Origin of the sequence: Enterococcus sp. DIV1368b, assembly GCF_050529595.1 — a bacterium.
Classification (GTDB): domain Bacteria; phylum Bacillota; class Bacilli; order Lactobacillales; family Enterococcaceae; genus Enterococcus_B; species Enterococcus_B mundtii.
The window spans coordinates 2,610,906-2,623,890 of record NZ_CP172883.1; the positions used below are offsets into that span (position 1 = coordinate 2,610,906).

The following is a 12,985-nucleotide window of genomic DNA, read 5'->3' on the forward strand; positions in this document are numbered from 1 at the left end:
TTCAGGAGGTAACTCCTTATGAAATAAGCGGTAAAGTCCAAAAATTCCTTCAAATTTTCGGACTTTACCGCTTATTTCTATGAGCTGTTCACTTCCGTCACAACTGATTCATCAAATTGAAAATAATTCTGTTGCAGCATCCGGGTCAGTGTCGTACACATTGAAATCATATCCCACACCTAGATCTTTTTCCTTAAGAATATTTTCCATAGTCAAATGGGCCAATTCTTTCATATTGTTTTCTTTACTTAAATGGCCTAAATAGATTCGTTTTGTACGATCGCCAATTACATCAGTCATCACTAACGCACCATCTTCATTCGATAAATGACCACGATCGCCTAAAATACGTTGTTTCAAATTCCAAGGATAAGGTCCCATACGCAACATCTCTAGATCATGATTGCTTTCCATCAAGTACCCATCAGCATTTTCAATGATCCCTCGCATATGATCACTACAATAACCTGTATCCGTCAGCATGACAAACGAACGATTCTCTTTATGGAAACGATAAAATTGTGGTGAAGCTGCATCATGAGAAACACCAAAACTCTCGATATCTAAATCGCCAAATGTTTGGACTTTCCCCATCTGAAATAAATGTTTTTGTTCGATTGGGACATTTCCGATCATCGGAGCCATTGCTTCCCATGTTTTTTCATTTGCATAGATATCTAAATGATACTTACGCGCCAAAACACCTACCCCATGAATGTGATCTCGATGTTCATGGGTCACAAGAATACCGTCTAATTGATCGGGCGTCCGACCGATTTGTGCCATTAAGGAAGTAATTTTTTTCCCACTCAGTCCTGCATCTACCAGAAGTCGCTTTTTGTCACTCTCGATATATAATGAGTTTCCTGAACTCCCACTTGCAAGGATACTGATTTTAAAAGCTGTATTTCCTTCAGCCATTTTACTACTACTTCCCTTCTTACTTTGTAAACTTTTTTCATTATACCTACTTTTTTAATGATCTTCCACCTTTGGGATCGAATTATTTGTAATAATCGTATTACTAAATGCATTGACCGTTTCGATCTGATAGGTCTTATCCGGCGTTTCAATTGCGACATACCACACCGGTACATACACATTTTTCTCTCGTACTTTCAAAATACGAGAGTAAGCCAGTTGACGCCAAAGGATATTCGATCCTCGAGAGATTTTATTATTTACATACAATGTATTAATGGCTTCTTCTTCCGTATGCAATTCTGTTTTTTCTCGCAACTGTTCAATATTCGTTAAATGGGTTTGAGTATACTTCAAAATGCGATACTCATCCCCCTTTTTTTCGAGGGAAAAAATAAGTTTAGCTGTATCATCATAGAATGGCAATCCTTCATACGTTTGGCTCGCTGTGATTTCAGGAGAATCACCTTCTAATACAGAGAAATTTTTCATATAGATATACTCATTACCAAATAAAACATCTTCCTCGTTATCTAAAAAGTCATTGAGTGAACTTGCTATGCGATTTGGATCAAGCACTTTGCTTTCAGATTCAGAGTCCGATAACGTTTTAGTCAATATATTATCATTGATCGAAACGCCACTCTCTAATAAACCACGTCGATTATTATCTTGGCGATACTTGAACAACGTTTGACTCAGTTCCGTTTCCTCCGCACTTAAATAGTATCCTTGCTTACTTTCTGAAGAAAAATCACCCGTATAAGTAATATCATCATTTGCTAACCGTTTTTTGATCGATTCTGTCTGATCTGAGCGTATTACCGTATGCTCTTGGTTGATCGATTCATGGTAACTACTAAACAAAAAAACATTCAATCCTAAAAAGGCGACGAAGAAAATCCATTCAATTTTTTTGAAATCCATAGTTACTCCGCCTCCTTCTCAGGTAGTTTGGTCAATAAGTCATTTGCAGAATACCATTCTCCTTGATATTTCACATACCACTCTGGGAATAGATCAACCACCCGATTCGTTTCTTCGATGTTTTGCCATGTATAGCCAACAATAATCAACTCGATTTTCGATTCTTCTGCCCCATTATCTACTAATTCCTGATATACATCGTCGGTGCTAGGCAACTCGACTTCTTCATCTGAAGGAATCGGGACTTGGATGGTATTTAAACTCGTTTGGATACTTACTTGATTATTCACTTGCTCATTACCGATTTCGATTCCAACTTTTCCTTTACTATCTGAACCAAATACGGGAAATCCTTCTACAAAAATACGATAATCGATTGTATTCTTATTACGATCAAAATATCGAACATTGCCTAACGCGCCACCTAGTTTGCTGACATAAGGAAAACTGTCCGTAAAAATATTATTTGGTTCATCAATCGTCGGTAAATCTCCTCTAAAATCGACGATCTGATTTTCTGAATGGATCGTCATTGTTTCATTGCCATCATAAAAAATCAATTCCGTACTTTCATCATTGTTTTTAACCGCGTCTGGCTGGGAAAAAAAAGCATTCCGAAAGACGGTGTATGGTTGCTGAGATAAGATATAACTGTATTTTTTTAGTTTCATTGGTTCTTTGATACTGTGCTGTGTCTCAATACTTTCTGGCGTTTTGAATACAGGTGTCCAGTTGACATCTGAAGAATTCAAATCATGTTCTATTTCTTTCCAATCCATCGATAGACTGGCTTCGTAAATCGTCCGCTGATCATAATCAATAAAACTAACTTTTTCGTCTTTTAGATCAAATTGGACACTCGTAAAATAGACATCTTCATTTTGGACTGAACCTAGATCAATATTCAAACCAAATGCTTTTACATAGCCACTGAGTAGATAAGGTGCGTTATAAGAGAATTCGATTCCTTCATTGAGAGACTTCTTTTGATTGAACTTCTCTTGGTCTGCTTCCACGACTTCTGTCAGCTTGCCAAAACGAGCACCTTCGATCAACCCATGTATTTGAGAAATCAGGTTCTCACTATTCGTTTCTTTCACTGTATCTGTTTGAAACCATGTGAGGTGTAAAGGCAAATAAATTTCTGATGCTTTACGATAGCTTTGTGATTCAATCACTTGTGAATTGTTCTCTTCTAAGTTGATTGAGGTTTTCCCTGCTGGACTCAACCAAATTGCATAAGAGAAGTACAGGCTTAATGCAACCATCAAGATCAAACCAATTCGTATAAATTTTTCAGAAATCTTCATTCCCACCATTCCTCCTCATACGGTTCATAAGGTAAAGAAATATAGAAGGTTGAACCTTGTCCCTCCTTACTTTCTGCCCAGATTGCGCCACGATGTGCTTTCACTACTTCGCGAGAGATTGCTAAACCTAATCCTGTTCCACCTTGCGCTCTAGCTCTTGCTTTATCCACTCGATAAAAACGTTCAAATACACGATTCAAATCTTTTTTAGGGATACCTAGCCCTTGGTCTGTAATACTTAAAATCACATTGTTATGTGTTTCAAGCAACCGGCAAGTGATTGCTCCCCCATCGGGTGAATATTTGATCGCATTGTTCATGATATTGTCAATAACTTGGATGATTTTATCTGTGTCGATCTCGACCCACAGATCTCGTTGCGTAAATTCTCGACGGATCGTATAATTTTTTTCTTGATTACCAACCATCATATCAAAACGATCTAACACAAAATTAACGAGTTCATTAAAATTGACATATTCTAATTGTAATTGAGTATTCCCCGTATCCATGCGAGATAGATTCAGTAGATCATTGATCATGCGAATCATACGATCGGTCTCATCTAAGGTCACTTTTAAAAAGTTCGGTGCGACTTCTTCGTCCTTCCAAGCACCCTCACTCAGTGCTTCGATATAACTACGCATACTTGTTAAAGGCGTACGCAACTCATGGGAAACGTTCGATACGAACTCACGACGTTCCCGTTCTGTTTTCTCTTGTTCCGTTACATCATGTAAAACTGCAACCAACCCACTGATAAAGCCAGATTCTCGACGGATCATCGAAAAATCGACGCGTAAAATCATCTGGTCAGCTTCTCTCGCTCCAGTGGATCGATCTAAAATCATTTCATTCGGATCTTCTAACAGTTTTCGTAACGTGTATTCTTCTTCAATTGCTAAAAGGGTCAAGATTGACTGTCCGATTGCTTCTTCTTTTTTCAAGTCTAATAATGAGACAGCCATATCATTGATCGTAATGATCTTCCCACGACGATCGGTTGCAATAACGCCATCTGTCATATGTGACAAGACGCTGTCTAACCGATTTCGTTCAGCTTCCATCGTATCTTGCGCTTCCTCGATCCGTTCTGCTAATTGGTTGAACGTTTCAGCCAACTGACCTAATTCATCTTGACCATGGACCTTTACTTTACGGCTATAATCACCACGAGCAATGCGGATCGCTTGCTCACGCATTTCACCGATTGGTTGCGTAATGGAACGTGCGACCAGAACAGACACAACCATTGAGATAAATGCAGCAATTAACGAAGCCGTAAAGAAAATCAGTGCTGTATTATTGATTTCTGAATATTTTTGTTCGATATCACTTTTGACGTAAAGAGCCCCGATGACGGCGTCGCCGGTCGGGGACAAAATCGGTTGAATATTGATATTTACTCGTTTTCCGTCATCATCTAATGCGACATAGCGTTTGGTTGTAAAATCATTCATATCGACGTAATCATTTTTTTTGCCGACTGAACCTTGTTCGCTTACCTCTGTCGTTGCTCGAATGATGCCTTTTTCATCCACGACACGGATCTCGATGATATCACTTGAAGCACTGGTCTCAATAAAACGCTTGATATTCCCATTGACATCATCGATAGTCGCACTTTCATTGCCTTTCCCATTCAGTTCTGGACTGATCGTTGTCGCTAATGTTTCGACTGTTTGGTTCATATCTTTGATAAAGGTATTGATCGTTGAACGTTCCAATCCTCTAATAAAGTAAGCACCTATAATTTCAATTGAGATCAGTAAAATCAAAATAAATGTAATAGCTATTTTGAAGTTTACTGATCGAAAAAAACGGACTTTTCCTTTCATCCAATTACTCCTGTTCTTGATTACGCAAGTAATACCCTACGCCTCGGCGTGTAACTAAATAGCTAGGATGACTTGGATTATCCTCGATTTTTTCACGCAAACGACGAACGGTCACGTCTACTGTACGAACATCACCAAAATAATCATAGCCCCAGACGGTTTGTAACAAATGTTCCCGTGTCATGACTTGCCCAATGTGTTTTGCTAAATAAAAGAGCAGTTCAAACTCACGGTGAGTTAATTCAATCGTTTCGCCACGTTTCGTCACCATATACGCATCGGGATGGATCGTTAAGTCCCCAATGATCAGTTCAGAAGGTGTGACTTCTTCCACTTCTTTGGTAGCAGAAGCGCCACGTCGAAGATTTGCTTTCACACGTGCCACTAATTCACGATTAGAGAACGGTTTGGTCACATAATCATCTGCTCCCAGTTCCAAGCCTAACACTTTATCGATTTCAGAATCCTTAGCTGTCACCATGATGATCGGCATATCAAACGTTTTTCGTACTTCACGAGCCACTTCTAAGCCATCCATTTTTGGCAACATCAAATCTAGTAAAATCAAATCAGGTTCCACTTCGGCTACTTTTGCTAAAGCTTCTTCCCCATCATATGCTGTATAGACGTCATAACCTTCTTTTGCTAAGTTAAATTTGACGATATCCGAAATCGGTTTTTCGTCGTCGACAACTAGTATTTTTTTCATAAAGAGCCACCTCTTAGTTAGTATTGTCATTCTGTTCCATTATACCGCATTTCTTATCAGGTTTCATCTTTCTAAAAAAATAGGACGTTATTGATAAAATTTGCATGATTGAACAGGCGGATTCGGATTCCTACAAACCTCCACGAATCCCACTTGTAGCTTATTAAAGTATGCGATTAGATGATTATAAAAATAAACCGCTAACTCGGAAAAGTTATAGCGGTTTATTCTTGCTTCATCTATTAAAGATCCGTATAGGGTAGCTCAAATCAAATATTTCATATATAAAAAACTATTTCGATTATTGAGAGTCACCAGAAAACATGCCAGTGATCGAATCCCATATGCCACTAAAGAATCCTTTGATATTTTCCCAAAGCCCTTTTGATTTTTCTTGAATTTGCTTGCTTGCCTCAGTCAAGTCTAATTCCTTCACGAAGTCTTCAAAAATATTTTTATCTTTCATTTCACTCATCAACGAAGTTATTTCTGTGACTTGATCGCTTGTCATTACATCTTCTAGTCCATTATCCTTCAGAGCTTTTTTTACTGTCGTTTGAATATCCGCTTGTGTCAGCTCTTTGCCATCAGCAGTCTTAGCTGCTAATTCTTCTTTCGCTTGCTCCTGTGCTTTATTTAATGCTTCATCGGAATAGCCATCTTTGTCTTTGTTTTCTTCTGTGATAGACGATAAAACATCCATCTCATTTTGAGCCACGCTGACACGGTCTTGATTAATAATGCCCCCTGACTCTTCTACGATTTTGTACACACCAGCTAAAGCACCTGAACCATCGATTGGTACTGCAGATGCGACCGTCAATTTTGCATCGGTGATCCCAGCTGTTAACGCTGCATTTTGATACTGAGCGGCTGTGATCCGTGTGATATTTTCTGGTGTCGCGATATCAACAGTGATCCCTTCGCCTTCAGCAAGCGTCTGCATACGTACAGAACTGTAAACTGCCCAGTCCTTGGTAAATCCACCGTCAGGAATATAGGACATCAAGTCTGTCCCGGACGTTTTATAGATCGGTGTTTCTCCTTTGATCCCTAATTTATCTAATGTATAAGTTTCTTGTTCTTTCGTTAACGCATTACCGATTGCTACTGCATTGATCTGTAATCGTTCACTAGAGCTGGTTGTCGTTGTTGACTCGGAGGAATCCGTAGCAACTGTCGAGTCGACCGTTCCTGAAATTGGGACAATACTTTGCGTTGTTGCTGTCTCGTCTGCTAATACGATTGGTGTTGCTAGTAAAACTTGGCTTGAGACCAAGAGAGTGGCAATAAGTTTTGTTTTCTTCATACATAACCTCCATGTAGCTGTTTTCTGTTTTAAACATTGTACTATAAGGTCAATAAGATAACCTACGCCTCAAGGCTGATTTGAAAAGAATCTTATACTATCTTTTAAGATTACGGGTGTTTTCTTAGCTATTCAAAACTTTTTAGACTTTATCTTTCATCAAAAAGCCCAACCTCCGAATGTATCCGAGTGTTGAGCTTGGGCTATTTCCTTATTCTTCTAAGCTTCCTAGTTTCCCATTTGTATGAATCGATTTTTAATAGCGTAATTGCAGCAGGATCGGCGATTGATTTTCTAATACTTCTGTTTCGGCAAAGATAACTTCTCCTCCGTAACGCATGACTTCATAAATGATTTCATTGATGATATCTTCGACATAGCCTTCGTCACTCGGTGAGATATCTACTAATTTGACTTGATGATCTCTAATCACTGCCTCTTGATAGTAAGCGTGATCCACAATCAATTTTTGCCCTTTTCCTTTAATTACTTGTCTGTAGATGTTGGCTACATCACGCTCTACACGCCCTTGGTTTTCCATCCCTACTATAGTGTGTAGTATCGTCTCTTTTTGATGACGAATGTATTCGTGAATCACCTGATTTGCTTGCTCTCCTATTGCCAACTCATTTTCGCCACTATCAACTGTAAAGTTCCCATAGATTTCTCCAACAATCCGTTCATCTTTATGTGACATCTGTTTATATGTCGCAATATTTTCTGTTGTTCCAGCTAAAATGATTGGGTGTGGATGACGATTCAAATAAGGTTGTAACTCAGAATCAATCCATTTGAAGAACTCTTTTTTGTAATTCGTTTGAACACTTCCCATTGAATTCAATACGCGGTCTTTTGTCCAGTAGCCTTTATTCCTGATTGGGAAATGTGCGTCTTTCACTTCTTGTATCAGCGTATCATCTACATATTCTAGTAGACGTGAACAATCCATCCCAATCGTTAACACATAATAATGGTTCATTTTACTTTCACTTCGTAAGATTTCTTTTGTATGGAAATACGCATCAATAAAAAATTGACTCTCCAACACAAACGGTACTTCGATTTGTTCATTGACGCTTGGCGAAATAAAATAGACAATGCTTCCTCTTTTATGCGTAGGTTGAAAGCCTTTTAACACTTGATCGATTTTACGAATCATTGTTCTCGCCGCTGTTCCTTCCCTTTCTTCCAACTCTAAAATAATCTGTTTGACTAGATTTTTTAACACTAGTTTATATTTTTCAGCACTTTTCTCGTCATTTGGCATCCCTAACATGATCGTTACCGCTGGATTTTCTCTGTGGGCACTTAATTCTAAATAATTCATTTTTAAACTCCTTCTTTCTACCTAAAAATAAACTGGCATAGTGATCAATCGATATGATCCGCATTTCTATGCCTACTTTAATGATATTGGTTAGAGCGATTCTAAGGTCAACCTAATGTTTTATACAAAATCAAAAATGCCGGAATAGTGTTTTTTCTTCTCCAAAAACTCTTGAAGCATGTTCCATTAAATTCAAAAATTAAATTTCCCCATAAAAAATCCCGCCCTAGAGAAGTCAGATCAATATCTAACTTCTAAAGAGCGGGATTCTATTTACGATTCTTTTCCTGTCCACTATTTTTTTCTAATTATTTTAGATAAAAAATAAATCTGTTCTTTGATGATCACTTCGCTTTGATCATATTATGCTTCAAGTATTTGTACACCGATCCCTAATAAACCTGGGCCAGTATGGACAACCAATGCCGGTGAGATTTGTCCAAAATAAATCTCTTGGGCATTTGGGAATTCACGTTCAAAGCGAGCTTTCATTTCAATTGCTTCTTCTTCCGCTGCACCATGTGCGACTGCCAAGTTGAAGACTTTCGCATCCCCGACAGTTTCTTTCACATAGGACATTGTTTTGTCTAAACTTTTCTTTCTGCCTCGTGCTTTACCTACTGTATAATAGATGCCCTCTTCATTACAAGAGATAATGGGATTCAATTTTAAGGCATTTCCTAAAATTGAGGCAACTAGACCGATACGTCCGCCTTTTTGCAGGTATTCAAGTGTTGCTACATTGAAAAAGACTTTCGTCCGTTCTGCTAATGCAACTAATTCATCGATCAGCATTTCCCATTCCATGCCTTCTTCGATCCATTTTGCGGCTTGGATTGCTGTAAAACCAGCACCGATCCCAATATTTTTAGTATCTAATACATGTGTTTGGATTCCTTCTTGTTCTTGCGCAACAAGACGAACCACATTATTCGTTCCGCTCAAACCACTTGAAATAGTGATTGCTAGAACTTTATCATAGCCATCATTTTTGATTTGATCAAAAATTTTAGTGATTGATTCTCCATCAGGTAACGAAGTACCCGGAATTTCCTCAGGTAAACGCTTATAAATCTCTTCAGGAGTGATATCGACCTTATCTGTATATTCTCTATCTTTATAAATGATTTTCAAAGGGATCACATAAATATTGTACATATCGATGATTTCTTGTGGCACATCTGTTCCTGAGTCTACTAAAATCGCAATCTTATTCTTCATTTTCTTTCTCCTTTTTTGTCTCTTGTAAATATTCGCTTTCTAGGCTGATCGTTTTTTCCGCTAGTAGCTTCATTGCAAAAGAAATCGTCGCTGAACGTACAGCAACATATTCTAATGGAAGTTCTTGATTCAATAATTGTTCATGTTGTTTTCCTTGGGCTAATTGACTGACCATTCGTATTGCATTTTCTTGTTCATCACAAAAAAGATTGTATGCTTCACGGATGCCCACTGTTTTTCCTTGAAACAAAATTCCTTCTTTGATTTCAGGAATCGTCAACACTTGTTTAAGCGTTGTGATAGCAATCAGAAATGCCACATGTTGTTTGTTGTATCGCTTTTTGATTGGCGCCGGTACCAAACCTAGTTTCACATAATTATTAACCATTGAAGAAGTTAACAAAGGATGTTTTTCTCCTTGGATCACTGGTGATAAGTGACGATCCACCAGGGTCTTGACTTGATCCATGTATAGCTCCAAGTCTGGAAGTTCTTCCCAATGAGGTAAACGAAACGTTTCGATACTGACAGCCCAATCAATTAATTGCTGGCGCATTTTTTCCATTATGAAAGCTCCTTTAATGTTCTCATTAATATCTTATCAAAGTTTTCAAAAACATTCAATCTAGTTACTCAAACTAGATAAATTAATAACAAAAATAAACATCAATAACAAGTGTTTAAACGAGGATTGTTCTAGATTCTTCTGGGAATAAAAAAAAGACCCGCCATTTTCATGACGGGAAAGGAGTAAAAAAATGAAAAAGTGTTATGGGTTGTTCTTTTGCAAGAACTTTGTTGGTTGGGATACATTTATCATAACGGTCATTTATGAATAAACTATGAATGAATTTCTAGGAAGTAGTAAAGTTTTCGTAGATTTTTTATTGTACGTACCTTGCATTTTAAAATGCTTAGTGCTACTATAATAAAGTACTTTTTCATATGGGCCGTTAGCTCAGTTGGTAGAGCAGCTGACTCTTAATCAGCGGGTCGCGGGTTCGAGCCCCTCACGGCCCATTGGGTGCCAAACCCACGTCACCAGTACACTCTTGGCTACTTCGGTAGTTTGGAAAAGAGTGTGCGTGGTGGCATTTTTTTGTATTCGGGTATGTTTTTCGGGTATAAAACGCTAATATCCATCTATTAGATAACAAGACGTTTGAAGACAATTCTTTCTGATAAAGAAAAGAAATCTCGATATATTATTGAAGCAGATACAAAGTTCACGAAATAATTTTAATTATGTATTTCCCCTCAAAAACGAGGGGATATTTTTTTCCGCTTAGGGATAGACAAATATACTCTGCAAAACTATCTGTTTATAACAAAAAAAGACCCACTCCGAAAAGTGGGCAAATGATAATATCCTAATCAATGGTTTCAAGGACACTTTTAGATTACTATGATTTTATTTATTTTTCAAGTCATGTGGTTTTTTTGTCGCTTGTTCTCTTATAATGGTTAGGTGCCGATTGAAGATTTGAGCGAGTTACTACAATCGATTAAAAAACAAAAATTCCCTGTCTAACTAAGGACACGACTTCTAGTGTTTTTATTTTTTTGTTCTTTGCTTACTACGCTGATTACTTTTCTTCACTGCTTTTGCAGCAACAACGCTTGATAACAAACCGTCACCCATTACTTTATCTGTAGCTTTTTTTGCAACTTTATATTTCACTGCCGATTTTAGAATACTCAATAGCACGCACCTCCTCTTATACATTCAAATAATATGATAGATTTAAGAATTTTATATGAAATTTGAGATAATTTAACCATAAGTTGTAAAATATTGTTATATTATTATTTGAAGTGATTTTTATTCTATACTTTTTAAGTTTCACGATGTTTATAACCGGTTGGATAATTCATCAGAAAAAACTTGATGTTGATCAATCGAATTGGAGCATATTCATAATATGTTGTATCCTATTTTCGCTATTAGTACTAGGCGTTGCAATCATGGGTACTTGGATAATGCCTGCTCTTCCTTATATTTAACACTCTTCACACATTGACAATGACTATTCGGAAGTATTGTTTTTATTTATTGTTCAAGTCATGTGCTTTGGAATTTATAACAGATCTGCTCGTTCTATATAATGCGATAAATAAAGATTGAGGATCTGGACGAATTGCTACAATTGATAAAAAATCTCAGCCAAGAATGATTGACTGAGTTTTTTACTATGTACCCTGTAGGACTCGAACCTCCTATTGGACGCCTATTGCTCTATCTAACTGAACTCGAATGTAATTTGTTTACTAAAGTTATGACTCAAGTTTAAATAGTTTTTCTCCTACCATAGAATATTGATAAATTCTTATAACACTTAAAACATCCAAAATTATCTAACTTTTACTTTTTTCTAATTCATTAGCATCCATCATTATTCCTTATTTATTTTAAAAATATGGGGAGTTCATTTTTCATAATTATCAATTACCTTCCAAAAGCATGATCATTCTAAATATATTTTGATGTTCCAATTTTTCTGATATAATAACTTCTGTAATAAATAAAAAAGGAGTTCTAACGAAAATGAAAAAAGTTTATTTAGGTGTTTTTGTTGGTATCAATTTATTTTTTTTGTCGGCTTGTTCAAGTTCAAAAGATGAAAAAACAGTTACCCAAGGATCTGCTACCGTTCAAACGGTGTCAACTATTGAATCTTATAATGAGATTACAACAGAAAGAAGTACCGTTGAAAGTAATAACGCCGTAGTGGAGCGTGCTGAATATTCTGCAAATTTTTCAGAAGATTGGAAAGGCTTGACCACGAATATCAATAAAGTAGTAATTGTAGAATTATCCGATGATGAGATTGAAATTCAAGGGCTTAAAAATAAATATGCTATTCAAGTCTATTTCGAAATTACCAACAATTCAGATATGGATTTTGATACTTATCCTGACCAATCTACATTGGTTATAGAAGGTCAGCAAATAGAAGCTGAAATGTTTTTAAGTGATAGTATTGGCGGAGAAATATTAAGCGGTGTAACAAAAGAAGGAGTTGTGACATTTTCGGTGCCTAAAATAGAGAATGTTAGCAACGTGGCAAATATCAGATTGAAATGGTCTGCTAGCTACGACACCGACAACTATGACGATGATAATTACAAAGATTTTGATGCCACATTTGATTTAACTAACAATTAGATTACCGAAAAATCTAAAAATACAGTTTATATAATTGAATCAAATCAAAGAAACTGCTCCTACCTTATTTGGTAGAGAGCTTTTTTATTTGTTATTCGCTCAACTAAGATCGAACATTAGTTCACGTAATATTTTATGGTGATCTATATGATGTAAGGATTCATTAAAAAATATCAGTGAAAAAGGTGCAGTTTTTATAAGCAAGTTAAGAAGAACTTCAGTTATAATTAGATGTTTCAATCTTAGCTGTATTAGCT

At 36.8% G+C, this 12,985-nt stretch carries 11 protein-coding genes and 1 tRNA gene; 2 read left to right on the forward strand and 10 right to left on the reverse strand.

Annotated features, from left to right (window positions below; all coding sequences use genetic code 11):
- Positions 1–111: 111 nt before the first annotated feature.
- From IGJ19_RS11960 to IGJ19_RS12000, 9 genes are all read right to left on the reverse strand, one after another.
- The gene (locus IGJ19_RS11960; protein ID WP_071866416.1) at positions 112–921 is read right to left on the reverse strand and encodes an MBL fold metallo-hydrolase; all 810 of its coding nucleotides are present in this window, start codon (positions 919–921) and stop codon (positions 112–114) included.
- A 54-nt stretch (positions 922–975) separates the two neighbouring features.
- Positions 976–1,848, reverse strand: coding sequence for a two-component system regulatory protein YycI (locus IGJ19_RS11965; RefSeq protein ID WP_010736689.1), 873 nt, complete (start codon positions 1,846–1,848; stop codon positions 976–978).
- A gap of 2 nt (positions 1,849–1,850) precedes the next feature.
- On the reverse strand, positions 1,851–3,158 hold the full coding sequence (locus tag IGJ19_RS11970) for a YycH family regulatory protein (RefSeq protein ID WP_430604133.1): 1,308 nt from the start codon (positions 3,156–3,158) through the stop codon (positions 1,851–1,853).
- Positions 3,155–4,996, reverse strand: a complete 1,842-nt coding sequence (walK, locus tag IGJ19_RS11975; protein WP_010736691.1) for a cell wall metabolism sensor histidine kinase WalK — start codon at positions 4,994–4,996, stop codon at positions 3,155–3,157. Before walK ends, IGJ19_RS11970 begins: the two co-directional genes overlap by 4 nt.
- Before the next feature lie 4 nt (positions 4,997–5,000).
- Positions 5,001–5,705 carry a response regulator YycF gene (yycF, locus tag IGJ19_RS11980; RefSeq protein ID WP_019723593.1) on the reverse strand — a complete coding sequence of 235 codons (705 nt, stop codon included), beginning with the start codon at positions 5,703–5,705 and terminating at the stop codon, positions 5,001–5,003.
- A 301-nt stretch (positions 5,706–6,006) separates the two neighbouring features.
- Complete coding sequence (locus IGJ19_RS11985; RefSeq protein ID WP_430604135.1) at positions 6,007–7,014, reverse strand: DUF1002 domain-containing protein; 1,008 nt, start codon at positions 7,012–7,014, stop codon at positions 6,007–6,009.
- Between the two features lie 256 nt (positions 7,015–7,270).
- Positions 7,271–8,341 carry a hypothetical protein gene (locus IGJ19_RS11990; protein ID WP_071866420.1) on the reverse strand — a complete coding sequence of 357 codons (1,071 nt, stop codon included), beginning with the start codon at positions 8,339–8,341 and terminating at the stop codon, positions 7,271–7,273.
- A gap of 363 nt (positions 8,342–8,704) precedes the next feature.
- Entirely contained in the window at positions 8,705–9,562 is an 858-nt protein-coding gene (locus IGJ19_RS11995; protein WP_071866421.1) for a DegV family protein, read from the reverse strand.
- Positions 9,552–10,127, reverse strand: coding sequence for a DUF1836 domain-containing protein (locus IGJ19_RS12000; protein WP_071866422.1), 576 nt, complete (start codon positions 10,125–10,127; stop codon positions 9,552–9,554). The genes IGJ19_RS11995 and IGJ19_RS12000 overlap by 11 nt, the downstream gene beginning before the upstream one ends.
- 382 nt (positions 10,128–10,509) lie before the next feature.
- Between IGJ19_RS12000 and IGJ19_RS12005 the strand changes: the two genes are divergently transcribed.
- Positions 10,510–10,582 (forward strand) — tRNA-Lys (locus IGJ19_RS12005).
- Between the two features lie 535 nt (positions 10,583–11,117).
- Here IGJ19_RS12005 and IGJ19_RS12010 read toward each other — a convergent pair.
- Entirely contained in the window at positions 11,118–11,264 is a 147-nt protein-coding gene (locus IGJ19_RS12010; protein ID WP_023520189.1) for a hypothetical protein, read from the reverse strand.
- 843 nt (positions 11,265–12,107) lie between these two features.
- Here IGJ19_RS12010 and IGJ19_RS12015 point away from each other — a divergent pair.
- Entirely contained in the window at positions 12,108–12,728 is a 621-nt protein-coding gene (locus tag IGJ19_RS12015; RefSeq protein ID WP_010734598.1) for a hypothetical protein, read from the forward strand.
- The last annotated feature ends 257 nt before the right edge of the window (positions 12,729–12,985 follow it).

Coding starts and splice junctions, on each gene's coding strand:
- IGJ19_RS12000 (WP_071866422.1), bottom strand. CDS start 10,127: ATGGAAAAAATGCGCCAGCAATTAATTGATTGGGCTGTCAGTATCGAA.
- IGJ19_RS11965 (WP_010736689.1), bottom strand. CDS start 1,848: ATGGATTTCAAAAAAATTGAATGGATTTTCTTCGTCGCCTTTTTAGGA.
- IGJ19_RS11995 (WP_071866421.1), bottom strand. CDS start 9,562: ATGAAGAATAAGATTGCGATTTTAGTAGACTCAGGAACAGATGTGCCA.
- IGJ19_RS12015 (WP_010734598.1), top strand. CDS start 12,108: ATGAAAAAAGTTTATTTAGGTGTTTTTGTTGGTATCAATTTATTTTTT.
- IGJ19_RS11990 (WP_071866420.1), bottom strand. CDS start 8,341: ATGAATTATTTAGAATTAAGTGCCCACAGAGAAAATCCAGCGGTAACG.
- IGJ19_RS11970 (WP_430604133.1), bottom strand. CDS start 3,158: ATGAAGATTTCTGAAAAATTTATACGAATTGGTTTGATCTTGATGGTT.
- IGJ19_RS11985 (WP_430604135.1), bottom strand. CDS start 7,014: ATGAAGAAAACAAAACTTATTGCCACTCTCTTGGTCTCAAGCCAAGTT.
- yycF (WP_019723593.1), bottom strand. CDS start 5,705: ATGAAAAAAATACTAGTTGTCGACGACGAAAAACCGATTTCGGATATC.
- IGJ19_RS11960 (WP_071866416.1), bottom strand. CDS start 921: ATGGCTGAAGGAAATACAGCTTTTAAAATCAGTATCCTTGCAAGTGGG.
- walK (WP_010736691.1), bottom strand. CDS start 4,996: ATGAAAGGAAAAGTCCGTTTTTTTCGATCAGTAAACTTCAAAATAGCT.